At 69.4% G+C, this 23,776-nt stretch carries 22 protein-coding genes; 3 read left to right on the forward strand and 19 right to left on the reverse strand.

Features of this window, described 5'->3' with window-relative positions; genetic code table 11:
- Positions 1 to 3: 3 nt before the first annotated feature.
- Together IE307_RS09290 and IE307_RS09295 are read left to right on the forward strand one after the other, a co-directional pair.
- Positions 4 to 2,397, forward strand: coding sequence for an ATP-binding cassette domain-containing protein (locus IE307_RS09290; protein ID WP_191297429.1), 2,394 nt, complete (start codon positions 4 to 6; stop codon positions 2,395 to 2,397).
- A gap of 17 nt (positions 2,398 to 2,414) precedes the next feature.
- Positions 2,415 to 2,969 (forward strand): EF-hand domain-containing protein, encoded by a 555-nt coding sequence (locus IE307_RS09295; protein ID WP_191297430.1) that lies wholly within the window; start codon positions 2,415 to 2,417, stop codon positions 2,967 to 2,969.
- Between the two features lie 159 nt (positions 2,970 to 3,128).
- Here IE307_RS09295 and IE307_RS09300 read toward each other — a convergent pair whose 3' ends face one another.
- From IE307_RS09300 to IE307_RS09380, 17 genes are all read right to left on the reverse strand, one after another.
- Entirely contained in the window at positions 3,129 to 3,551 is a 423-nt protein-coding gene (locus IE307_RS09300; RefSeq protein ID WP_191297431.1) for an SRPBCC family protein, read from the reverse strand.
- Between the two features lie 10 nt (positions 3,552 to 3,561).
- Positions 3,562 to 4,686 (reverse strand): Glu/Leu/Phe/Val dehydrogenase dimerization domain-containing protein, encoded by a 1,125-nt coding sequence (locus tag IE307_RS09305; protein ID WP_191297432.1) that lies wholly within the window; start codon positions 4,684 to 4,686, stop codon positions 3,562 to 3,564.
- Between the two features lie 11 nt (positions 4,687 to 4,697).
- Entirely contained in the window at positions 4,698 to 5,723 is a 1,026-nt protein-coding gene (rho, locus tag IE307_RS09310; protein WP_191297433.1) for a transcription termination factor Rho, read from the reverse strand.
- A gap of 187 nt (positions 5,724 to 5,910) precedes the next feature.
- Positions 5,911 to 7,902 carry an acetate--CoA ligase family protein gene (locus tag IE307_RS09315; RefSeq protein ID WP_191297434.1) on the reverse strand — a complete coding sequence of 664 codons (1,992 nt, stop codon included), beginning with the start codon at positions 7,900 to 7,902 and terminating at the stop codon, positions 5,911 to 5,913.
- The gene (locus IE307_RS09320; RefSeq protein ID WP_191297435.1) at positions 7,899 to 9,062 is read right to left on the reverse strand and encodes an acyl-CoA dehydrogenase family protein; all 1,164 of its coding nucleotides are present in this window, start codon (positions 9,060 to 9,062) and stop codon (positions 7,899 to 7,901) included. Before IE307_RS09320 ends, IE307_RS09315 begins: the two co-directional genes overlap by 4 nt.
- Before the next feature lie 379 nt (positions 9,063 to 9,441).
- On the reverse strand, positions 9,442 to 9,792 hold the full coding sequence (locus IE307_RS09325; protein WP_191297436.1) for a GntR family transcriptional regulator: 351 nt from the start codon (positions 9,790 to 9,792) through the stop codon (positions 9,442 to 9,444).
- Positions 9,793 to 9,867: 75 nt separating this feature from the next.
- The gene (locus IE307_RS09330) at positions 9,868 to 10,173 is read right to left on the reverse strand and encodes a hypothetical protein (protein ID WP_191297437.1); all 306 of its coding nucleotides are present in this window, start codon (positions 10,171 to 10,173) and stop codon (positions 9,868 to 9,870) included.
- A gap of 15 nt (positions 10,174 to 10,188) precedes the next feature.
- Positions 10,189 to 11,526 carry a nickel/cobalt transporter gene (locus IE307_RS09335; protein WP_229904550.1) on the reverse strand — a complete coding sequence of 446 codons (1,338 nt, stop codon included), beginning with the start codon at positions 11,524 to 11,526 and terminating at the stop codon, positions 10,189 to 10,191.
- Complete coding sequence (locus IE307_RS09340; RefSeq protein WP_191297438.1) at positions 11,523 to 12,452, reverse strand: tetratricopeptide repeat protein; 930 nt, start codon at positions 12,450 to 12,452, stop codon at positions 11,523 to 11,525. Before IE307_RS09340 ends, IE307_RS09335 begins: the two co-directional genes overlap by 4 nt.
- A gap of 112 nt (positions 12,453 to 12,564) precedes the next feature.
- Positions 12,565 to 13,977, reverse strand: a complete 1,413-nt coding sequence (locus tag IE307_RS09345) for a DUF4331 domain-containing protein (RefSeq protein ID WP_191297439.1) — start codon at positions 13,975 to 13,977, stop codon at positions 12,565 to 12,567.
- A gap of 68 nt (positions 13,978 to 14,045) precedes the next feature.
- Positions 14,046 to 14,414 (reverse strand): 3-aminobutyryl-CoA ammonia lyase, encoded by a 369-nt coding sequence (gene kal, locus IE307_RS09350; protein WP_229904551.1) that lies wholly within the window; start codon positions 14,412 to 14,414, stop codon positions 14,046 to 14,048.
- 26 nt (positions 14,415 to 14,440) lie between these two features.
- The gene (gene kamE / locus IE307_RS09355) at positions 14,441 to 15,193 is read right to left on the reverse strand and encodes a lysine 5,6-aminomutase subunit beta (RefSeq protein ID WP_191297441.1); all 753 of its coding nucleotides are present in this window, start codon (positions 15,191 to 15,193) and stop codon (positions 14,441 to 14,443) included.
- On the reverse strand, positions 15,190 to 16,758 hold the full coding sequence (kamD, locus tag IE307_RS09360) for a lysine 5,6-aminomutase subunit alpha (RefSeq protein ID WP_191297442.1): 1,569 nt from the start codon (positions 16,756 to 16,758) through the stop codon (positions 15,190 to 15,192). The genes kamE and kamD overlap by 4 nt, the downstream gene beginning before the upstream one ends.
- A gap of 3 nt (positions 16,759 to 16,761) precedes the next feature.
- On the reverse strand, positions 16,762 to 18,309 hold the full coding sequence (locus IE307_RS09365) for an amidohydrolase (protein ID WP_191297628.1): 1,548 nt from the start codon (positions 18,307 to 18,309) through the stop codon (positions 16,762 to 16,764).
- Positions 18,302 to 19,312, reverse strand: coding sequence for an L-erythro-3,5-diaminohexanoate dehydrogenase (kdd, locus tag IE307_RS09370; protein WP_191297443.1), 1,011 nt, complete (start codon positions 19,310 to 19,312; stop codon positions 18,302 to 18,304). Before kdd ends, IE307_RS09365 begins: the two co-directional genes overlap by 8 nt.
- 70 nt (positions 19,313 to 19,382) lie before the next feature.
- On the reverse strand, positions 19,383 to 20,891 hold the full coding sequence (locus IE307_RS09375; protein ID WP_191297444.1) for an alpha-amylase family protein: 1,509 nt from the start codon (positions 20,889 to 20,891) through the stop codon (positions 19,383 to 19,385).
- Positions 20,888 to 21,847 (reverse strand): TIGR03885 family FMN-dependent LLM class oxidoreductase, encoded by a 960-nt coding sequence (locus IE307_RS09380; RefSeq protein WP_191297445.1) that lies wholly within the window; start codon positions 21,845 to 21,847, stop codon positions 20,888 to 20,890. Before IE307_RS09380 ends, IE307_RS09375 begins: the two co-directional genes overlap by 4 nt.
- 101 nt (positions 21,848 to 21,948) lie before the next feature.
- Between IE307_RS09380 and IE307_RS09385 the strand changes: the two genes are divergently transcribed.
- Complete coding sequence (locus tag IE307_RS09385) at positions 21,949 to 22,344, forward strand: SsgA family sporulation/cell division regulator (protein ID WP_191297446.1); 396 nt, start codon at positions 21,949 to 21,951, stop codon at positions 22,342 to 22,344.
- A 2-nt stretch (positions 22,345 to 22,346) separates the two neighbouring features.
- On the opposite strand, the gene IE307_RS09390 is transcribed toward IE307_RS09385, so the two are convergent.
- Positions 22,347 to 23,450: a DUF6973 domain-containing protein gene (locus IE307_RS09390; protein ID WP_191297447.1), complete on the reverse strand. Its 1,104-nt coding sequence runs from the start codon at positions 23,448 to 23,450 to the stop codon at positions 22,347 to 22,349.
- Positions 23,447 to 23,755 carry a type VII secretion target gene (locus tag IE307_RS09395; RefSeq protein WP_191297448.1) on the reverse strand — a complete coding sequence of 103 codons (309 nt, stop codon included), beginning with the start codon at positions 23,753 to 23,755 and terminating at the stop codon, positions 23,447 to 23,449. The genes IE307_RS09390 and IE307_RS09395 overlap by 4 nt, the downstream gene beginning before the upstream one ends.
- Positions 23,756 to 23,776 lie beyond the last annotated feature (21 nt).

The following is a 23,776-nucleotide window of genomic DNA, read 5'->3' on the forward strand; positions in this document are numbered from 1 at the left end:
GCCATGACCAGGACAGCGGCGGCGCACGATGCCGACACCCACGATCTGATCCGCGTGCAGGGCGCACGCGTGAACAACCTGCGCGACGTCGACGTCGAGATCCCGAAGCGCCGTCTGACGGTCTTCACCGGAGTCTCCGGGTCCGGCAAGAGCTCACTGGTGTTCGGCACGATCGCCGCGGAGTCGCAGCGGCTGATCAACGAGACCTACAGCGCGTTCCTCCAGGGCTTCATGCCGACGCTGCCGCGGCCCGAGGTGTACCTCCTCGAGGGCATCACCACGGCGATCCTGGTCGACCAGCAGCGGATGGGCGCCGACCCGCGTTCGACCGTCGGCACCGCGACCGACGTGAACGCGATGCTGCGCATCCTGTTCAGCCGCCTCGGCGCGCCGCACATCGGCGGCCCGCAGGCGTTCTCGTTCAACGTGGCCTCGATCTCCGGCGCGGGTGCCGTGACGATCGAGAAGGCCGGCCAGAAGGTGAAGGAGCGCCGCGAGTTCTCCGTCACCGGCGGCATGTGCCCCCGGTGCGAAGGTCGCGGGAAGGTCTCCGACATCGACCTCACCGAGGTCTACGACGAGTCGAAGTCGATCGTCGAGGGCGCGATCAAGGTGCCCGGTTACAACGTCGACAACCAGTGGACCGTGCAGACGTTCACGCAGTCCGGGTTCATCGACCCCGAGAAGCCGATCCGCAAGTACACCAAGAAGGAACTGCACGACTTCCTCTACCGGGACCCGGTCAAGATCAAGGTCAACGGCATCAACCTGACCTACGAGGGCCTGATCCCGAAGCTGCAGAAGTCCATGCTGTCCAAGGACCGCGAGGCGCTGCAGCCGCACATCCGCGCGTTCGTGGACCGCGCGGCGACGTTCGGCACCTGCCCGGACTGCGGCGGCACCCGGCTGACCGAGGCGGCGCGGTCGTCCAAGATCCAGGGCGTCTCGATCGCCGACCTGTGCGACATGCAGATCACGGACCTCGCGGACTGGATCCGCGGGGTGAAGGACAAGTCCGTCGCGCCGCTGATCGACAAGCTCGCGCACACGCTGGACTCGTTCGTGGAGATCGGTCTCGGCTACCTGTCGCTGAACCGGCCCGCGGGCACGCTGTCCGGCGGTGAGGCGCAGCGCGTCAAGATGATCCGCCACCTCGGGTCGGCGCTGACCGACGTCACCTACGTGTTCGACGAGCCGACGATCGGCCTGCACCCGCACGACATCGAGCGGATGAACAACCTGCTGCTCCGCCTGCGGGACAAGGGGAACACGGTCCTCGTCGTCGAACACAAGCCCGAGACGATCGCGATCGCCGACCACGTCGTCGACCTCGGTCCCGGCGCCGGCCGCAACGGCGGCACGATCTGCTTCGAGGGGACCCTCGAGGGGCTGCGCAAGTCGGACACCGTGACCGGCCGCCACCTGGACGACCGCTCGTCGCTCAAGCCGTCGGTGCGGGAGAGGACCGGCGTCCTCGAGATCCGCGGGGCGTCCACGAACAACCTGCGCGACGTCGACGTCGACATCCCGCTCGGGGTGCTGACCGTCGTCACGGGTGTGGCCGGGTCGGGCAAGTCGTCGCTGATCCACCGGTCGCTGCCGCGCGACTCGGGCGCGATCGTGGTCGACCAGACGCCGATCAAGGGGTCGCGCCGCTCCAACCCCGCGACCTACACCGGGCTGCTGGAGCCGATCCGCAAGGCGTTCGCCAAGGCCAACGGCGTGAAGCCCGCGCTGTTCAGCGCGAACTCCGAGGGCGCCTGCCCGAACTGCAACGGCGCCGGCGTGGTGTTCACCGACCTCGGCATCATGGCGACGATCGAGTCCCCGTGCGACGTCTGCGAGGGCAAGCGGTTCGACCAGGCGGTGCTGGAGTTCAAGTTCGGCGGCCGCGACATCTCCGAGGTCCTCGCGATGCCGGTGTCCGAGGCCGTGGAGTTCTTCGGCTCGGGTGACGCGAAGACCCCCGCCGCGCACGCGATCCTGGCGCGCCTGGCCGACGTCGGCCTCGGCTACCTGTCGCTGGGCCAGCCGCTGACGACCCTGTCCGGCGGTGAGCGGCAGCGCCTGAAGCTGGCCACGCACATGGCGGACAAGGGCGGCGTCTACGTCCTGGACGAGCCCACGACCGGCCTGCACCTCGCCGACGTCGAACAGCTCCTCGGCCTGCTCGACCGGCTGGTCGACTCGGGCAAGTCGGTGATCGTGATCGAGCACCACCAGGCCGTGATGGCGCACGCCGACTGGATCATCGACCTCGGTCCCGGCGCCGGTCACGACGGCGGCAAGGTCGTGTTCGAGGGCACGCCCGCCGACCTCGTCGCCGACCGCTCCACCCTGACCGGCGAACACCTCGCGGACTACGTGGGCGCCCCGGCACGTCGCAAGAAGCGCTGACGGGGTACACAGGAGGCATGAAGATCACGGCGTTCCTGGACCGCAGGCTGACCCGAAGGTTCGAGACCTACGACAGCGACCGGGACGGGTTCGTCGAGCGCTCGGACTTCGAACTGGCCAGCACCCGCCTGACCTCGGCGTTCGGCCTCACCGACGACGACCTGCGCGCCAAGCGGCTGCACGAGCAGCTGCTCGGCGTGTGGGGTCACCTCGCCGCCATGACGGACACGAACGACGACGAGCGCATCAGCCTGAGCGAGTACAGGTCGGCGTTCGTGCGCGGCCTGCTCGGCCGCCCCGAGGCGTTCGACGACGTCTACGTGCCCTACCTCGACGCGCTGCTGGCCGTCGCCGACCACGACGGCGACGGCTTCCTCGGCGTGGACGAGCACGTGCGGTGGTCGCAGGCGCTGATGCACGTGACCGAGGCGGACGCACGGGCCGTGCACGCGCGGCTCGACCACGACGGCGACGGCCTGATCGGCACCGAGGACCTGCTGGCCGCGTGGCGGGCGTACTACTTCTCAGAGGACCCGGACGGGCCGGGGGCGTGGTTGCTCGGCCCGCTCTAGGCGCTGTCCTGCACGTTCGTTGGGCGACAGTGGCGGCCGAGGGCCCCGGAGACGGTGCCGCCGCAACGCCCGAATACGCCCGGTATGAGGGCGTGGCGGCGGCACCGTCTCCGGGTCGCTCGCCCGCGCCTCTCACCGAACGAACGTGCAGGACAGCACCTAGGAACCCTCCGCGACCTTCTTGATCGAGGCGGCCTCGGTCGCCACGTACTGCTCGGTCATCTTGCGCGTGAGCAGCCAGCCGAGGCCGGCGAGCGGTCCCCTGACGGTCAGCGAGAGCGTGAGCTTCGTGCCGCTCGGGTGCGGTTCCACGACGTGCGTGGCGACGACGGTGACACCGGGCGCCTTCGACTCCCACGTGTAGGAGACGCCCTCGGTGAGCTCGGTGACCGTCCACACCGCCTCGGAGAGCTTCGGCTGCTTGAGCCTGGTCCGCGAGCCGACGGCCAGCGGTCCGGGGTCGAGGCGTTGCACCGAGTCGACCGTCGGGATTCGCTCCGGCCAGCGTTCAACGTCGGCGACCACCGCCCAGACCTGATCGGGACGGGCCTCGATCGTGCTGGTGTTCTCCAGGCCTGGCATGACGGCGATTCTAGAACCGCTCGTCGATCTGTTCGAGTGCCGCTGCGGCGAGTTCTTGTGCGGCTTTGCGCGGTGAGGGTTGGTCGACGACCTTCGCCACGAGGCGGCGCATGGTCGTGCTGATCTTCGCGAACGCCGACTCGGCCGTCGGTTCGACGTCGCCGAACAGGGTCCACCACCACCAGGAGTTCGTGGCGGAGTTGGCGATGACGTCCGGGATGACCAACGCGGCGATGCTCGCGTCGGCCGAGATGGGCATGTTGGCGGCCTCGACGACCAGCTTCGCCTTGACGGCGTGGGCGTTGCCGGCGTGGATGGCGTAGCTCGTCGCGGCCGGAACCAGGACGTCCGCCTCGACGTCGAGCCACGTGTCGCGGTCGAGTTGCCGGTCTTGCGGGCGCAGCCTCGTCCGGTCGATGGCGCCGTGCGAATCCCGTGACAGCAGAAGGGTTTCCACGTCCAGTCCGTCGGGGTTGGCGACCACGCCGTGGACGTCCGCGAGCCCGACGACCTTCACCCCGGCGCGGGCGAGATAACGGGCCGTGGCACCGCCCATGGAGCCGAAGCCCTGCACGAACGCGGTGGGGTTGCTCAGCTTCAGGTGCTCGATTCCCGCGAGCGCGGCCTCGGCGACTCCGTAGCCGCCGACCAACTCGTCGAGGCTCACGCCGTCGACAGTGGTCCTGAAGGCCTCCGCGAGGCGTTTCTTCGCATGTTCTTCGTTGTCCAGCAACGGATAGACGGCCTGGATGGACGACTGGAGACCGATCTTCTCGATGGCCTCGTCGATGGTGGCCTGCCGCAGCCCCAGGTCCTCGCCCATCGTCCAGAAGCGTTCGATGTAGGGCGACATGGCGTACAGGTAGGCGGTGAGGACTTCCTTCGCCCGCGGGTCGTAGGGGTCGAAGTCGATGCCGCCCTTGGCCCCGCCGAGCGGAACGTACCGCGCTCCGGGCTCGTAGTTGAGTGCCTCTTTGGCCGTCATGCCCTCGGCCAGCCCGCGGACCTCGTCGAGCGTGCAGCCCGCGCGCATGCGCAGTCCCCCGCTGCTGACCCCGCGCACCAGGCGATCGATGACCAGGTGACCACGCGCCCCCGTCGCCGGGTCGGTCCACGTGACCTCGAGAAAGCTCATCGATCAGTTAATCACTTCGACATCTGGAGCAGGAACTCGGCGTTGCTCCGCGTCTTGCGCAACCCTTCGACCACCACGTCGATCTCACGGTCGGCCATGGCCCGGCGCAACGCGTCCGTGATGACCATCTCCTGCTGGGACACCAGCAGTTCCGCCTTGCGGGTGCTGGACTGCTGCAGGTCGATCGCGGGGTAGATCCGCCGCTGCGCGGCCTTGCGGTCGAGCTTCAACTCGGCGTTGCCCGTGCTCTTGAGCTCCTCGAAGATCGCCGTGTCGGCCAGCGACCCGGTCTCCACGAGCGCCGTGGCGAAGATCGTGAGACTGCCACCGCCCTCGATGTTGCGAGCGGCCCCCAGGAACTGCTTCGGCGGCGTCAACGCCCTGGCGTCGATGCCACCGCTGAGGATGCGCCCGCCGTTGGGCTGCGCGAGGTTGTAGGCCCGCCCCAGCCGCGTCAGCGAGTCGAGCAGGATCACCACGTCCTGCCCGTCCTCCACGAGCCGCTTGGCCCTCTCGACCGCGAGCTCCGCCACGCGGATGTGCTCACCGGGGTGCTCGTCGAACGTGGAGGTGAACATCTCGCCGGGAATGGTGGTGCGCATGTCGGTCACCTCCTCCGGCCGTTCGCCGACGAGCGCGACCATGAGGTGGACCTCGGGGTTGTTCTTGGCGATCGCCTGCGCGATCTGTTGCAGCACAATGGTCTTACCGGCCTTGGGCGGCGCCACGACGAGCGCCCGCTGCCCCTTGCCGACCGGCATGACCAGGTCTATCGCCCGGCTCGTCAACTCGTCCGGGTCGTGCTCCAGCCGGAGCCTTTCGTTGGGGTACAACGGGGTCAGTTCTTCGAACTTCGGCCTGTTGTGCGGCTTGCGCCCGTTGACCGTGTCGACGCTGACGAGCCTGTCGTTCTCGGCCTCACCGCTGATCTGGTCGCCGCGCCGGAGGTCGTGCTGCCGGACCAGCGCCTGCGGAACCTGCGTCCCGTCAACGAGAAATGCCTTGTGGTTGCGTATGTCGAGTACACCGATCTGCATCGGGTCTGTCCTTTCGGGAGGGTTGCTTGAGATGCGCCTCGTCGACTCCTGGCTTCGGCCGTGGCCGTGCCGGAGGAGAGCGCTGATCAGAGTCCGCCAGTCTGGGAAACTGGGGGTCTTCGCTGCGGATCTCGGATGGTCCAGCAGCTGGATCGGAACTTACGTGCGCTCTGGGGCGCACCGCCGGTTACGAACGGACTGTAGCAGACAACGCCAACTGCGCGCTTGTCATTCCCGGAATCACCAGCGCGTCGACGGCCAGCACCCCGTCGGGCCCCACGCGCACGGGGTTGAGCTCGATCTCGGCGAGGTCGGGCCTGGCCGCCAGCGTCTCGGAGACCTGGGCGATCACCTCGACCAGCGCCGTCACGTCGGCCGCGGGAGCGCCGCGCCAGCCCGACAGGAGCGGCGCGGAGACGAGCCGTGCCAGCATGTCGCGGGCCGCGTCGGGGGTGACGGGAGCCAGTTCGACGACGGTGTCGCGGAACAGCTCCGCGTGGACACCGCCCGCGCCGACGAGGACGACCGGGCCGAACGAGTGGTCGCGCCTGGCGCCGATGATCAGCTCCACGGTGTGCTCGCGGGTGTCCATCTCTTCGAGGACGTACGTGCCGGGGCCGAGGCGCTCCCGCATCTCCTCGAACGCCACCGCGGGGTCGGTGACGTTCGTCTTCACGGCGCCGTGCTCGCTCTTGTGGGCCAGCCAGTCCGCCTTGAGGGCGAACGGGCCCTTCAGCGCTGTCTTCTCCACCTCGGCGGCGGTGGTGACGGCGTGGGCCTTGGGAAAGTCGACGAAGTCGAGGAGTTCGCGGGCCGCCAGATAACCGGGCTGGAACGGCGTGGCCTTCGCCGCTCGTGGAACCACGTCGAGTGAGGATTTGGCCAGCCGGCTCGCGTGTCCCAGCGCGGCCACCGCGCGTTCGATCGTGAGGTGCACGGGCACGCCGCCTGCCCGTAGAGAACGTACCGCGGCGGAGTCGTCTCGCATGCTGTGCACGACGACGGTGACCCCGGATCTTCGTGCCAGCGAACAGATCTGGTCGGCGACAGCGACTTCCGCGGACTCCAGCGAGGGCGTGTCGGCGCCGTAGCAGCCGAAGTACCCGGACAGCACGACCGTGTCGACCTCGCCACCGTTCGCGAGGACCTCGACCGCGCGGGCGTAGTTCGCCAGGTCCTGTTCCCCCGCGCCGGCGAGGTCGATCGGGTTGCGCTTCGAGGCACCTGCGGGAAGACCGTCCACTGAGGACAGTCTTGGTACCGTCAGCCCGGCCGCCACCGCCAGGTCCACGGCGATCGCGCCCTGGCCGCCCGAGTCGGAGACGACCCCGACCCTGGCCCCGCGCGGCACGCCGGAGTTCAGCACCGCCGCGAGGTCGACCAGCGCGGCGGGTGTCGGCACCCTGACCGCGCCCACCCGTCGGCAGGCCGCGTCCACGACGTCCAAAGAGGACGTCAGAGCGCCTGTGTGCGTGCGGGCCGCCTCCTGGGCGGCGACGGACGAGCCGACGGTCAGGAGCACCACGGGTTTGCCTGCCGCGCGCAGTGCGGACATGGCCGCGACGGTTCCGGGGCCGAAGCTCTCCAGGTAGACGCCGACGACGGTGGTCAGGTCGTGGGAGACGAGGTCCAGCAACGCTTCCGCGGCCGTCACGTCCGCCTGGTTGCCGACCGAGACGAACCGCGAGACGCCGATGCCCGAGGAGGCCGCGAGTCCGGCGATCTCCAGGCCGACCTGCCCGCTCTGCGACACGACGCCCAGCGAGCCGGCCTGGAACTTCCCCCAGGCGAGGTGCAACGACGTCGCCGCGTCGAACACTCCCAGGCAGTTCGGGCCGAGCAGGCGCGCGCCCGCCTCGCGAATCCGGCGGATCACCCGCTCGTCGATCCCGGCGGTAATGCCGACGAAGCCGCGCACGCCGACGGCGAGTGCCTCGTCCACCACGGCCGGCACGTGGGCGGCGGGCACGGCGAGCACGACCAGTTCGGGGGCTTCGTCCAGTTCGGACAGCGAGCGCACGGTGGGGCGGCCCAGAACGGCTTTGCCGCCGTGGTTCACCAGGTGCACGGCACGGCGGCCGTCGCCGGTGAGAGCGCCGCGAGCGAGCCAGTGGCCCCACTTGGACGGGTCGTCGCTGGCGCCCACCACGGCGACGGACGCGGGGTCGGAGAAGATCATCTCGCACCCAGGCCGCGGGAGATGACGAGGCGCTGGATGTCCGAGGTGCCTTCCTCGATCTCCTCGAGCTTGGCGTCGCGCATCCACCGTTCGACGGGGTAGTCGCGGGAGTAGCCGTAGCCGCCCAGCGTCTGCACGGCCGCGTGCGTGCACCACATGGCGTTCTCGGACCCGACGAGCTTCGCCATCGCCGACTCCTGCGCCACGGCGTGGCCCTCGTCGTACAGCGTCGCCGCGCGCACGGTCAGCAGGTGCGAGGTGTCGACGCGGGTGGCCATGTCGGCGAGCCGGAACGCCACGGCCTGGTGCCGGTTGATCGGCACGCCGAACTGCTCGCGGCCGGCCGCGTACTCGGTCGCGAAGTCCAGGGCGGCGCGCGCGAGCCCGGTCGTGGCGGCGCCGATGAGGATTCGTGAGGCGTCGAACGTCCGCATCAGGCCCGCGAACCCCTGCCCTTCGCCGCCCAGCCGGCTCCCGACCGGCACGCGCACGTCGTCGAGGAACACCTCGGCGTTGACGATCGCGCGCTGGCCCATCTTCCGGAACGGCGGCCCCACCACGAGACCGGGCGTGTCCCGCGGCACGACGAAAGCCGTGACACCGCGCGACCTCAGTCGTGGGTCCACGGTCGCGAAGATCACGAACATCTCCGCGTAGGGCGCGTTGGAGATCCAAGTCTTCTGTCCTTTGAGGACGTACTCGTCGCCCTCGCGCCGCGCCGACGTCCGGATGCTCGCCGCGTCCGAGCCGCTGCCGGGCTCCGTCACGGCGACGGCGGTGAGCGGCGGCCGCACGGTCGTCAGCGGGCCGAGGAACAGCTCCTGCTGCTCGGGGGTGCCGAGTTGCTCGACCGGGGCGCTGAAGAAGCCGTTGGACGTGACCAGGTTGCCGATGCCGATGTCGCCGTGGCACAGCTCCTGCTGGATCAGCGCCTGGGTCAGCAGGTCTGCTCCCCCGCCGCCGGTCTTCTCGGGGAGCATGAACGAGGTCAGCCCGAGCGCGGACGCCTTCTCCCACACGTCGAGCGGCGACTCGGTGTCGGCCTCGTCGACGGCACGCGCCCGCGGGCGGATCTCGTCGGCGGCGAACGCCCTCGCCAACTCGACGAGCTGCTGCTGTTCGGCCGTGAGCCGCAGGCCGTCGCGGACGGTCCGCCCCATCGCGCACTCCTAGATTGACTGACGAGTCAGTTACTCACGGTCCACGGGGCAGCCTAGCTCCGCGCGGACGCGTGAGAAGAGCGCGAACGGGTGATGAATGCGCTGGTCGACGGGGTTGTGCGCGCTGTGTGGCGCGACGCCCACGCGGAGTTGACCAGGGATCGCCGAACGGTGGGTTGACACGCCCGTTCGGCCGCCGGGAGACGGTCGCGGCAGGCCGGAGCGGCACACCCGGCACCGGAGCGGGCAGCGAGACCCGGTGCGGCACGAACGGGCACGAGCCCGGCAGAACCGATCCGCCGGCGGGTCCCGCTGCCCGGTGACCCCGGGTGAGTGGAACGCCACGGTTCCGGAAACCGCATTCCACCCGACCGGGTGACTACGGTCGCAGGGCCGCGCGGACGATCTCCATGGCCTCCTGGGTCGAGAGGCCCAGCTCCGCGGACATGGCCGCGTACTGCGCCGCCGCCGCACGCACCCGCTCGCGGTTGCTGTCACCGTTCGCGCTGACCACGGTGCCGGCCCGGCCTCTGGTCTCGACGAGGCCGGCCTCCTCCAGCTCGCGGTAGGCGCGCGCCACCGTGTTCACCGCCAGACCCAGGTCTTTCGCCAGGGCGCGCACCGTGGGCAGCTTCGCTCCCACGGGCAGTTCTCGGTTCGAGATGGCGTGCGCGTAGTGCACGCGCACCTGCTCGTACGGAGGCGTCTCCCCCTGGTGGTCGATCTTCACTGCTTCCCGTCCTCCCCGACATGTAGCTACTTCTGTATTGACCAACGGGAGAACGGGGCTGAGGTTGCGGTCGATTCAGCGCAGATTGTTCTTCTCGGCTCCCATCCGCACGTAGAGGCTGCGCCAGCCCTGGTCGGCCTCGGTCGCGGTTTTGCCGTCGCAGTAGGGCTTTGTGCCGTTCGAGGTGTAGTAGCGCAGGATCGACAGCGAGACGACGGTGTCCCAGTTGCCCTCGTCGAAGTACGCCTCCTCCGGGGTCTGCTCCTGGTGCTTCATGCAGGAGACGTCGGCCTGCCGTTCGTCGTCGAACTGGGCGGCGGGGGTGCCTCCGGTGCTGCACGCGGCCAGGGCCAGGGCAGCCAGCACGATGAGCTTTTTCATGATCCTTCTCCTTGATCAACCGGCCAGCGCACGCGTGGCCAGACCGATTCCGACTGCCATCACCAGCGCCGCGGTGCCGAGCGGCGTGAAGTCCGTGAACCTGCGGAAGCGGGCCAGGCGCGGCCCGAAGCGGTCCCGCAGCGAGACGAGCAGCAGGCCGGCGGCGGTCAGCGTCGCCGCCATGCCGAGGCCGTAGGCGAGCACCAGCACCACGCCGAACCAGGTGCGGCCGAGCGCGATGGCGCCGAGCAGCACCACCAGGGCGGAGGGGGACGGCACCAGTCCGCCCGCCACCCCCATGCCGACGAGCCCCGCCCGGCGGTGCGCATGGCCATGTCCGTGGCCGTGTCCATGACCGTGCCCATGACCATGTCCGTGGCCGAACTCGTGTCCTTCTCGGGCACGCTTCCGGCCACGCGACCGCACCGCCGAGCGGAGCAGCACTCCTCCGATCACCGCCACCAGCAGACCGCTCGCGATGCCGAGCCAGCGCAACACCGACTCGCCCGCGATCGCGCTGGACGCGCTGAGCAGCAGCCCCAGCACCAAGACCCCCGCCGTGTGGGTGATGGTGACCGTGGCGCCCACGAGGAATGCGTCGCGGCGGGTTCCACGAGAACCCGCCAGGTAGGCGGCCATCACGGTCTTGCCGTGGCCGGGCAGCGCCGCGTGGGACGCGCCCAGCACCAGAGACAGCAGGACCGCACCGACACCGACCACCGGGGTGAGATCACCCACCAGTCCGACGGCCGCCTTCGTGGCTTCACCTAGGACTCCGGGTGCGGCGGTCACGGCGGACCCCTCACCTGGTTGTGCCAGGAACCGCACCGCCCGGACGTCCAGCGGCGACGACAGCAGGTCGTCCGGGTAGGCGCGCAGTTCGTCGCTCACCGTCTCGGCGGGCGCGCCGGACACCGCGACGTCGACACCGACGACGGTGATCTCGCGCCAGCCGGGCTTGTCCTTGAGGTACGAGTCGCTGAACGTCACCTCGACCTCGCCGCGTGACGGCAGCGGCGCGGTGTACTCGCACGTCAGGCGCATCGTCGGGAGGCCGGCCTCGCCCGGCGGGCGCACGACGTCGGCGTCGCGCACCTCGAACCGGATCTCCTGCTCGTCGGCCATCGCGTTCAACGACTTCGCACGTTCCGCGCAGCGCTTGCGCGCGTCGACGAACTCCCTGTCCTGCAGGGTCGGGATCTCCGCGCTGTCCACAACGGACCGCAGCTCGATCCGGTCCGCGAACACCCGCAGACCGTCGTAGTGGTTCACGCTGAGGTTGCTCAGGGGGTGCGCCTGCGCCACCCCGCCCATCAGCAGCATTCCGAACAGCACCAGCACGAGGACTCTCATCGCAGGCTCCCCAGGATCGCCTCGCGGTGCCGCAGGACCTCGGGATCACGCCAGCCCAGCGCCACCGCCCTGTCCGAGTACGGCAACGCCTCGGCCGAACGCTTGTTGACGTGCAGGGCCCAGGCGAGAGCATCGGCCGTGAAAACGCTCTGCCGCTTCGCCCATTCCTTTTCCGCGAATCGCAACGCCTCGGCGGGATCACCGTGATCAGCCGCGATCAACGCCGCGGTGAGGTCGTCGCCGCCCAGCGCGCGCAGCTGCTGCAACGCCAGGTCGTACTGCGCCCGAGCCTCGGCGGGCTTGCCCGCCTTGTCCAGGGCCTTGCCGTACTTCACGAGGTGCTCGGGAGACGGCACCTTCGACACCAGCTCGCGGTAGGTCTCGATCGGCCTCTCCCGGCCGGCCAGCTCGTCGAGGTGCAGGCGGCAGAACTCGGCCTCGTCCGGCGAAGAAGCGGATTCCAGCGCGCGTTCCAGGGCCACGCGGGCCTCGTCCAGACGGCCGTGCAGCTCGAAGTGGTAGGCGGCGCGGGTGAACGAGGCAACGCCGGGGCGCAGGTCCAGCATGCGTTGCAACGCAACGGAAGCACCAGCGTCATCGCCGAGCTGCGTCAGCGCGTCGACCAGCACGCCCTGGGCGGCGGCGGAGTCCGGCAGCACCGAGACCGCGCGCTGTGCCCAGTCACGGGCGGCGGAGAAGTCGTGGCGGGCGTTCGAGAGCGCTCCACGGCCGATGAACGCCTCACCGTTGCCCTCCGGCTTGAGCCGCAACGACTCTATCAGCGCCTTCTCTGCACGGGGGTGGTGCTGGGGGTCGGACGTGACGCGGGCGAGCTCGACGTGCGTCGCCCCGAGCTGGGCCCAGGCGGCGGCGTCCTGCGGAGTGCGGCGGAGCTTGGCCTGCAACGACTCTGCGTTGCGCTGCAAGGAGGAGGTCTGCGTGGCGGCGGGGGTCGCCGCCTGCGGGGAGGCACAGGCGGCGACCGATAAGAGGGCAGCCAGCAGCGGAAGTGTTTTCCACATGGGAGGCACCCTTTGGCTAGCGGGAGTTGACGGCCTGGTTGCTCGGCAGTCCGACGTACGGGAAGCGGTCACCGAAGCGGACGTCGTTGCCGTTCACCCGGTCGCCCTTGGCGAGCGCCGGCACGAGCTTGCCGGTCAGCGCCGCTCCGACCACGGCCTGGATCTCGATGTCGACGACGTCGTCGGTGAGCCGGCGCCCGTTCGGGAACCCCTGGAGGTCACCGCCGAGCACGCCGAGCCGGTTCGGGTCTCGCGTCACCGGCGTGGACATGTTGAGCCGCAACATCTCCGCGGGCTGGAACCTCTTCGGGTTCACGTCGGCGTTGTTCAGCTGCGAGTTGAGATCGGCCTTGATCGGGCCGCCCGCCTTGGTGGTGATGCCGGTCAGGAAGATCTCCACGAGATCGGCGCGCGGTGTCTTCGGCGCGGGGATGCCGTAGATCGTCTGGATCAGCCGGGCCAGTTCCGGGTCGTTCACCCGGTCCAGCAACGCCTGCACCTTCGCGTCCCCGACGGGTTCGAGGCCGTTGAACGCGTCCTTGAGCGGCGCGGACGACACCACCTCGTTGACCAGCGGGTTGCCGAGCCTCGACACCTGCACGAAGCCGCCCTGCGGGGTCGCCTTGCCGGGGTCGAGCTTCAGCGTGCGGCGCTCGGTGTCGCTCCAGACGCCGATCACCGGGTTGCGCTTCGGGTCGCCCTTGAGCGCGAGCATCGTCTTGGGCACCTGGATGGCGATGGTGTTGACGTTGTACCCCATCAGGGTGTCCTGGTTGACCTCCTTCAGGTTCCCGCCGTACAGGAGGTCGAACACGCGCAGGTCGAGGAAGAACGAGTCCTCGGACGGTCCGACGTAGACCTGGCCGCCACCGGGGATCTTCGTCGTGGCCTGGTCGCGGATGGTGCGGAAGTCCGGGAACGACGCGGGGCCGGTGTTCGACGGCGCCGCGCGGCCGCCCTTCACGAGCTGGGTGGTCTTGCCCGGTTCGACGAGCTCCAGGGTGTAGTTCTGGCGGAACAACAGGTTGTCGTCGTTGATCGACGTGACCGGACCGTTGTTGTAGAGGAAGGTGTTCGCCTTGCCCCGCCGGTCGTCCGTGCTGAACGTGACCCGGAACGTCTTGTCCGGCACCGCGTCGCCGTCCGAGTCGATGTTGAGGTCGTACCGCGCGTCCGTCGCCCAGGGGTAGTAGTTGGGGCCACCGTTGGGTTCCTGCAGCCCGAACCAGTTCGCGACGAGCGTGACGGTGTCGGGCTTGTCGGGACTGGTGAAGGCGTACACGTCGGTGTTGTCGACCGCCGGGTCCGCCGCGATGAGCGGCGCCTCGCGGTGGCTGGAGGCCTGCGCCGCCGGTATCGCCGCGGCCACCGCGACCACGGCCGCGGCGATCGCACCCCGGCGTAATCGCTGTTCGTTGTTACTTGGCATTGTCCTGCTCCCTTCCCACGGCGGGGATTCGAAGCAGGACGCCATCCGGTTCGGACTAAATTCTGGGGTTATTCAGCGGCTTTCGGCGCGACGACCGTGCCGCGGGCGCGCGTTACGACGATCGGCTCAGCCAGTACGTCGGCCGCCGAAGGTCCGCGTTCGGGCGCCGAACGGCACACGACCCGCGCCTCGAACTCGATCTCGCGCGACCGCTTCCCGATGCGCACCAGCGTCGCGGAGGCCTCCACGACGTCGCCCGCCTGGATCGGCGCCGCGAACTCGACGGAGCTGTACCCCGCGAACAACCCCTCGTCGGAGTCCGTGTGGATCAGCAACTCGGTCGCGACGTCCCCGAACATGCCGAGCCCGTAGGCCCCGTCGACCAGATTGCCGCCGTAGTGCGCGTGCGAATGCGGCACGTAACGCCGGTGCGTCACGGAAAAACCTTCGACCAAAGCCCCGCTCACGCGGCGACCCCCTTCTTCGCCTGCATCGCGTGCACCAAGTAGCTCGCGACCTCACCCGGCGTGGTACCCCGGGAGAAAACCCGATCAACCCCCAACTCGCCCGCCATCAGCGGATCGAATCGCGGACCGCCCGCCACCAGCAACGGCCGCCGGTCCCCCATCGCCTCGCGGAAGGCCGCCGACATCTCCTGCGTGTTCAGGATGTGCGCGTCCCGCTGCGTCACGACCTGGGAGATCAGCACCGCGTCGGCCTTCTCGGTGCGCGCGGACCGGACGAGCTCGGGCACGCTCACCTGGGCGCCGAGGTTCACGACCTTCAGCTCCCGGTAGTACTCGAGGCCCTTCTCGCCCGCGAAGCCCTTGATGTTCAGGATCGCGTCGATGCCGACGGTGTGCGCGTCCGTGCCGATGCACCCGCCGACCACGACCAGCTTGCGCCGCAACGTCTTCTTGAGCGCCGTGTTGACCTCGGCCGGGGTCAGCAGCGGGTACTCGCGCTCGACGACCTTGACCTCGTCGAGGTCCACGAGGTGCTTCACCGAGCCGTAGACGACGAAGAACGTGAAGTCGTCGCCGATGGGGTTCGAGTGGACCACCATCGCGGGGTCCATGCCCATCTTGTTCGCGAGCTGCAGCGCCGCGCCGTCCGCCTTGGGGCCGCAGGGAATCGGCAGCGTGAACGACGTCTGGATCATGCCGTCGCCCGTGGTGTCGCCGTACGGCCGCACGTACCTCTTGGTGTCGCTCACTGCGCAGCCTCCAGCATCTCCGAAGCCGGGTTGAAGTACTCGGGTGCCTTCTCGACCACCCCGTCCGCGCCCTTGCCCTTGTCCGCCGGGCGCTTCATCAGACCGAACGTGCCGTCGGCGATCGCGTTGAGCAGACCGTCGTCGACGATGCGCTCCAACAGGTCCACGGCCTCACCGAGCACCTGGTGCGCGCGCTTGACGATGAGACCGTCCGGCGCGGGCCGGAAGTCCTCGGCGAGGCTGCCCGCGGCGTTCAGCACGTACCGGACGTTCTTGAGAGCCAGGTCGCGGTCCGACAGGAACGGCGTCACGACGGCCTCGGTCATCATGCCGACGAGCAGGATGGACTGTCCGGTGAGGACACCCGCGAGGTTGAAGAAGCCGTCCAGCAGGTAGCCGTCGAAGACGTCGCCGGTCATGTGCTTGGTCGGCGGCATCCACTTCAGCGGCGCGTCCGGGAACAGTTCGCGGGCCAGCAGGGCGTGCGCGAGCTCGAGGCGGAACGAGTCGGGCACCTTCGGGTTGATCTCGAAGGCGTGGCCGAGGCCCAGCAGGGGGTCGGGCAGTCCCGCCTCGTGCGCGAAGTGCTCGTTGAGGAGCTGGCTGACGGTGACCGTGTGCGCGGCGTCGACGGCGTCCGCGGTGGTGAGGTAGTTGTCCTCGCCGGTGTTGATGATGATGCCCGCGCGGGCGTGGACCTGCCGCGAGAAGCGCTGGTCGACGAACGTGCGGATCGGGTTGATGTCGCGGAAGAGGATCCCGTACATCGAGTCGTTCAGCATCATGTCGAGGCGCTGGAGTCCTGCCAGCACGGCGATCTCCGGCATGCACAGGCCGGACGCGTAGTTGGTCAGCCGCACGTACCGGCCGACCTCCTTCGACACGTCGTCGAGGGCCGCGCGCATGATCCGGAAGTTCTCCTGCGTGGCGTACGTGCCCGCGAACCCGTGGTGCGTGGCGCCTTCCGGCACGTAGTCCAGGAGGCTCTGGCCGGTCGAGCGGATCACCGCGATGACGTCGGCGCCCGCGCGGGCCGCGTTCTGGGCCTGGACCACGTCCTCGTCGATGTCGCCGGTCGCGACGATGAGGTAGATCCACGGGCGTTGCGCGGGGTCGCCCCACTTGGCGACGAGCTTGTCGCGCTGGACCCGGTTGCGGTCGACGGTCCTGAGGCCCTTGGACACCGCCGACGTGGACGCCTTGCGCGCGGCGGTCAGGTCCTTGCCGGTCGGGATCTTGAACTGGACCTGGCCCGCAGCCGTGGCTTCCGCGAGTTCGGTGAGGGAGCCGATGTCGTTCTCGCGCAACGCGTGGAACGCCGGCAGCACCACGCCGTGCTCCAGACCGCACTGCTCGCGGACCGTGTCGATCACGCGGTTGACCCACGGCACGTCACCGGCGCGGTGCGTGGAGTCCGCGCCGGTGATGCCCGCGAGCCGGAGTGTGGCGCGCTCGACGGCGACGGTGGTGTGCGCCTTCGCGAGGGACACCACCGGTTCGGCCGCCCGCGCCGCGAGCGTGCGCGCGGTGGCGACCACCTTGGGGTCGAGGCCGAGCAACGCCATCTGTCACTTCCTCTCGTAAATCGTCCGGCCGTTCAGGACGGTCCGCACGCAGACGGGTGCCGGGCCGGTGAGGTCGGGCAGTCCGGGCACGCCCGAACGCGGGTCGGTCGACCAGCGCTGCACCCGCGCGTCACTGCCGGCGACGACCAGGTCGCCGGTCTCCCACACCGCGTACGTCGCGGGCGCGCCGGGTTGCAGGGTGCCGGTCAGGCCGTCGTCCACGCCCGCCGCACGCCAGCCGCCACGGGTGTGGGCGGTGAAGGCGGCACGCGGCGAGACGCCGTGGCCGTCGGTCTTGTGGTGCACGGCGGCCTTGACCGCGGCCCAAGGGTCGATGGCGGTCACCGGGGTGTCCGAGCCGAACGCGAGCACCACGCCCGCGGCGGCCAGCCTCGAAAAGGGGTTGAGCCCCACTCCGCGCTCAGCCCCGAGCCGCTGGACGTACATGCCGGCCGGGCCGCCCCACTCGGCGTCGAACAGCGGCTGGACGGAGGCGATGACGCCCCACCCGGCCAGTTTCTCCGCCTGCGCCTGCGACACCATCTCGACGTGTTCGAGGCGGTGGCGGGCGGAGGCGAGTTCGGGGGTGCCGAGCGCCTTCTCCGCGATCTCGAAGCCCTCGACCACGGCGGCCATGCCCGCGTCGCCGATGACGTGGAACCCCGCCTGCACCCCCAGTTCGGTGCACTTGACCAGGTGCTCGGCGATCTGCCGTCCGTCCAGGTAGAGAGCGCCGGACGTCTCGGCGTCGGCGTAGGGCTCGGCCAGCGCGGCCGTGCGGGAGCCGATCGCGCCGTCGACGAAGTGGTCGCCGGCGAGTCCGCGCACCGGAACCGACGGCAGCTCGTGGGCGCCCCAGTAGGCGACGACCTCCGGGCCTTCGTCTCGTGCCAGGAGCTCGCGCAGGTCGTCCTCGCCGGAGATGTCCGGGCCGGCGCACTCGTGGACGGACGCGATGCCCATCGACGCGGCGTGGCGCAGGAACGCCAGTTGGGCGGCCTCGCGCTGTTCGGGCGTGATGGCGGCTTTCGCCGTGCCGCGCACGTGGTGGTGTGCGGCACGCGAGAGAGGACCGTCCTCGGAGTAGCCGTCGGCGGCGTGGGCCTCGTCGGTGACCAGGTCCGAGGACACCAGGGCCGAGTGCACGTCGATGCGCGACAGGTAGACCGTCTTGCCCCGCGCGGCCTCGTCGATCTCGGCGCGCGTCGGCGGGCGGTTGTCCTCCCAGCGCGTCTCGTCCCACCCGTGACCCCACACGAGAGGCCCTTCGGCGTCGCGGACTTGCTGCAGCAGTGCCTCCGCGGAGGACGTCTTCGTCAGGTCGAGGCCGGTCAGGAGCAGGCCCGCAGACGTGGCGTGCACGTGCGCGTCGACGAACGCGGGCGCGACGAACGCGCCGTCGAGGGTGATGACCTCGGCGTCCGGGTGCAGCGCGTGCCCGACCGAGTCCTGTCCGATCCACACGACGACACCGTCCGTGACGGCCATCGCCGTCGCATCCGGTGCGTAGATGCGGCCGCCGACCAAAAGTTGCGTACTCACGTCACGCAGTCTGCCGTTGTTCGAACAGGGCCCGCACACCCGCCCGCGTCCGGACCAGGTCCAACGCGAACTGGGCGTGACCAGGCACATAGCCGTTGCCGACGAGCATCTCCACGTCCGCCGCGAGGCCCTCCGCACCGAGGGCGGCCGCGCTGAACGAGGTGGCCATCGAGAAGAAGATCACCGTGCCGCCGTCCGCGGTCGCGAGGATGGCGCCGTGCTCGCACCCCGGCACGTCCACGCACACGACCGTGACGTCGACCTGCTTGCCCACGGCCTCCGCCACAGCCACCGGATTGCGTGCGTCCGCGATCACGACCTCGTCCGCGAGACCCGCTTCACGGACCTGCGCGGCCTCACGTTCCGTCGGCACCAACGCGACGAGGCGCGACGCACCGGCCTGACGCGCAGCCGCGAGAGAGAGCGACCCGGACTTGCCGCCACCGCCGAGCACCAGCACGGACCCACCAGGATGCTTGCGCACCACACGGTCGGTCAGCGCCGGTGCGCCACACACGTCGAGCACGGACAGTGCCAGCTCGTTCGGCATGTCGTCCGGCAGCACGGCCGCGATGGACCGCCCGAACAGCACCGCGGTCCCCCGGCACGGCACCTGCTCGTCCTCGCCGTCCCAGTCCTGCAGGCCGTCGTTGATCTTCAACGGCGTGAGCGTGAGGCTGACCAGCGTCGCGATCCGGTCGCCGGCCTTGAGCCCGAGCGGCGACTCCGGCCCGACCTCGAGCACGGTGCCGAGCAGCATGCCGCCTGAGCCGGTGACCGGGTTCTGCATCTTGCCGCGCTCGGCGACGATGTCCAGCACGGCCTGCCGGACCGCCGCGCCGCTGCCGTGTTGCTCCCTGAGCTGCCGGAACGAGGCCGCGTCGAGGTTGAGCCGCTCGACCGCGACGACCACCTCGTCGGCGGCGGGCACGGGGTCCGCGTCGAGCCGCCAGGCCTGCTGCGGCAGGACGCCGGCGGGCTCGATGACGCGGTGCAGTCCGTACGCGCTCACGCGAAAATCCTTCGGTCGACGACGCTGTCTCGAAGATATCTTCACGTGAAGCGTAAAGACTGCGCAAGTATCACTGTGCGTTCAGGCGGTACCACCGGCAGTCGTAGGGCGCGAGGTCCACCTTGGCGCCGATCTTCGCCGGCTTCAGGTCACGACCCGTCATCACGTCCGTGAGCACCCCTTCGGCGGGGACCCGCACCGTGACCTCCTTGTCCGTGAAGTTGTGCACGACGATCACCGAGCGACCGTCGCAGTCGGCGCGGTGGGCGAAGACTGTCGGGTCGCCGACGTCGAGCACCTGGACGCTGCCCCAGGCCAGTTCCGGGCACTCCCGGTAGCACTCGACCAGCCGCCGCATCCACGTCAGCAACGAATCGGGGTCGTGGCGTTGCTCCCCCGCCGCGTCCCAGTCCATCGGCACGCGGACCGCGAGCCTGCCCTCCAGCGACAGGTCCTCCTCCAGGCCGATCTCCTCGCCGTAGAACAGCACCGGTGTGCCCGGCAGGCTGAACAGCAGGCTGTAGACCATGCGGATCCGGCGCTGGTCGCCGTCGAGCATGCCCGGCAGCCGCCGGCGCAGGCCGCGTCCGTAGAGCTGCATGTCCGGGTCGGGCCCAAAGGCGTCGAAGACCTCCTGCCGTTCGTCGGTCGGCAGCTTGTCCAGGGTCAGCTCGTCGTGGTTGCGGACGAACGTGGCCCAGTGGCCGTCGCGCGGCGGCTCCGGGCGTTCCTGCAGGGCCTTGGCCAGCGGGCCGCTCGACTTCCTGGCCAACGCCAGGTACATGGCCTGCATGCCGACGAAGTCGAAGCACATGGTCAGCTCGTCACCGACGCCCTGGCCGTAGAAGGCCATCGTGTCCTTGTACGGCAGGTTCACCTCGCCCAGCAGCACGGCCTCACCGTCGCGGCGGTTGAGGAACGCGCGCAGGTCGGTGAGGTAGTCGTGCGGGTCGGGCAGCGAAGCAGCGTCCATCGGGTCGTTGCGCTCGAGCAGGAACGGCACGGCGTCCACGCGGAAGCCGCTCAGGCCCAGTTCCATCCAGAAACCCATGATGCGGGCGATCTCGTCGCGCACCTCGGGGTTGGTGACGTTGAGGTCGGGCTGGTGCTTGTAGAAGCGGTGCAGGTAGTACTTGCCGACCTCCTCCGAGTACTCCCAGAGGCTGTTCTCCTTGTCCGGGAACGTGATGCCCTGCGGTCCGTCCTCCTGGGGCTCGTCCGCCCAGACGTACCAGTCGCGCTTCTCCGGGTCGTGGAACCACGGGTGCTGGTCCGAGGTGTGGTTGACGACGAGGTCGGCGATCACACGCATGCCACGGTCTCGTGCGGCGCGCACGAACTCGACGAAGTCTCCCGCCGATCCCAGACGCGGGTCGACGGAGTAGAAGTCGGTGATGTCGTAGCCGTCGTCGCGTTCCGCGGTCGGGTAGAACGGCATCAGCCACACACACGTGACGCCTAACGCGTGGAGGTGGTCGAGGCGTTCTGTGGCGCCGCGGAAGCCCTCCTCGGAGAACGTCTCCACGTCCAGGCAGTAGAGGACGGCGTTCTTCCACCAGACGTCGGACGTGCGGATCACGCGGTCACCTCCGGCAGGACGTGCTCGCCGAACGCGTCGATGAACGCGTTCAGGTCCTGGCCGACGTGGTGGAGGTAGATCTCCTCGAAGCCCAGCGACGCGTACTCGTGCAGCCGTTCGGCGTACCACTTGAGGTCGGTGGACACGTCGACGACCTTGGCGACCTCCGCCGGTGCGACGTGCTCGGAGACGACGTCGAAGTGCTCGGCCATCTCGAGGTCCCAGCACACGGGCGGCGGGAACACGTTGCTGCGCCACTGCTCGTGCGCGATCCCGATGGCCGTGTCCTCGTCCTCGGCCCAGCTCAGGTGCATCTGCAGGTGCAGCTTGCCCTTGCCGCCCGCGTCCCGGTAGGCGCCCGCGACCTCGCGCAACCGCTCGGGCGGCGCGTTGACGGTGATCAGCCCGTCGGCCCACTCGGCACACCACCGCGCGGTCGCCGGGCTCACCGCGGCGCCGATCAGCAGCGGCACCTCGTCCGGCAACGTCCACAGCTTCGCGCGGTCGACCGTGACGAGGCCGTCGTGGCTGACCTCCTCACCACTGAGGAGCGCGCGGATCACGTCGACGCACTCGCGCAACCTCGCCGTGCGGACGTCCTTGCGCGGCCAGCCGTCGCCGGTGATGTGCTCGTTGCTGGCCTCGCCGGTGCCGAGCGCGGCCCAGAACCGGCCGGGGTACATCGAGGCCAGCGTGCCGATCGCCTGGGCCGTGATCGCCGGGTGGTAGCGCTGGCCCGGCGCCGTGACCACGCCGAACGGCAGTTCGGTGGCCTGAAGCGCCGCGCCGAGCCAGGACCAGGCGAACCCCGACTGGCCCTGGCGCTCGCTCCAGGGTGAGAAGTGGTCGGAGCTCATCGCGGCGCTGAACCCGGCCTCCTCGGCCCTGCGCACGGCGGCCAACAGACCGGACGGATGGATCTGCTCATGTGACGCATGGATGCCGTAAACGGTCATGCGCTTCCAGGTACCCAAAAGGTTCTCCCGGGAAGCGTTGAACCGTTCCGAACCAGGAGCCGTGTAGAGGGAAGCACCCTCACCGCGGAGGAGGAACGGCGATGTTCAACGAGACCAGGCTCGGCACTGCCACCGTCGTTGAGTTCATCCGGCCGGACGGCACGGTCGAGCCCATGAACGTCGACCTCCAGTACCGATCAGACGATCCGCACGCCGTCACCCTGCGGTTCCAGGCGCGCGACCAGGAGTCGGTCTGGCTCGTCGGCCGCGAGCTGCTGGCGGACGGTCTGCTGGCCCCCACCGGGCTCGGCGACGTGCGGCTGCGGCCGGGCGACGGCGACGTGCTCGTGCTGGAGCTGCTGACCGAGGACTCGCACGCGGTGTTCCACCTGTCGGCGACCGTGCTGCAGCGGTTCCTCGACTCGACCTACGCGGCGGTGCCGGCCGGGCGCGAGGTCCTCGACTTCGACCTCTTGATGAAGGACCTCCTCGGCTGAGCTCACCACACCTGGTGAGGGCGTTCCACTCCAGGTGCGTCCGGCCTCGAGATCGAATGGTCTGACCGGACCAGGTCACCGGCCTCCGAGACGACCGAGAGGTCGCCCCGCCACACGGCTTCGGACACGAGGTTGGCGAGCTGATCGGCCGTCGCAGTCGGCGCGCTTTCCGCAATCGCCCTCCCCACCGCGTTGTTGTGCAGGTCCATCGCGTGCGCGGTCGCTGAGTTGCCGCCGCTCTGCTCGTGCGCCGTGGTGAACTTCTCGGCGAACTCGGGACCGATGTACTGCGTCAACATCGCACTCGCGAAAGCGTGCCGGAACGCGTCAGTCCTGTCGTCCGGGACGGCACCGCCCTCGTAGTAATCGTAGTACTCGCCGTCACCGCCCTCGTCGGCGAACCGGTCAATCGCGACCTGCTCAGAGTGGAACTTGACCCACCCGACAACGACCCTCTCCGCGCGGGTGAGATCGAAGAAGAGTTCCGACTCGGCATGGTTCAGATCGGACACTGGCAAGAGATTCCATAGCACGCCTTGCCACCCAGGCGTCCTGGTGTCCTCGGAGACGCGGAAGTCGCGGAGCAGCGTTTCGTCGAACGTGTTGCCGCGGAGTGCCGCCGCCGCACGGCCGAACTGCCTGCTCGTATCAGCGTCGATGTCCAGTGCTTCCTCCAGAATCTTGTTCACCTCCCCTTCTACCTCCCAGTAGGCGAAGAACGTCCCTCCCTTGATGAGGTCGATGAAGCCCGAAAGATCCCCCTTCGGCACCGGTTTGCCGTCGTCCAGGATGCGAAGTCCCTTCGAGGCGGCCAGGCTCTCCACGTTGCGGACCTGGCAATGCAGTTTCAGAACGCGGCACTTCGCTTCCGCCAGCGACCTGCGGATCTCGACCATCGCCTCCTCGGCGTCTTCGAGTCTCCGCACCAGCTCACGTGCTTTCGCGGCCGCCGGTTCCGCACTCCTGGCCTCCCAGGAGTCGAACGGTTGCGCGCGGCGGAAGTCGTCAGCCTTCGCCATGATCTGGCCGGCGCTCCGGTCCAGTCGGGTTAGCATCTCGTCCAGCGCACTGGCGTCCCACTCTCGTACCTTCGCGAAGGTGATCATTTGCCACTCCCCGCGCGCCGCAGCGCATCGGCCTGGTCCTGGTCCACGCGCTCGTACTCGTCGGCGGTGGCAGACAACTTCTCCTGATACTCGGCGAAGTCTTTGGAGCACTGGGTGAGCTGTTCGTGCACGAGGTCTTCGAAGCCCGCCGCGTACCTGGCCGTGGTCGAGCCCTCCAGCGCGCGCATGGCGGCATCACCAAAATCGGTCAGCTCGCCTGCTTTGACGATCGTCTCGCTCACCTCGCGAGCTGCGGACACACCGATGCGCAATGTCTCCACCTCGACTTTCACACATTCGAACACCAAGTTCTCCTCAACTGCCGA

The sequence above is a fragment of the Lentzea cavernae genome, from assembly GCF_014653695.1.
In the GTDB taxonomy this organism is placed as follows: Bacteria; Actinomycetota; Actinomycetes; order Mycobacteriales; family Pseudonocardiaceae; genus Lentzea; species Lentzea cavernae.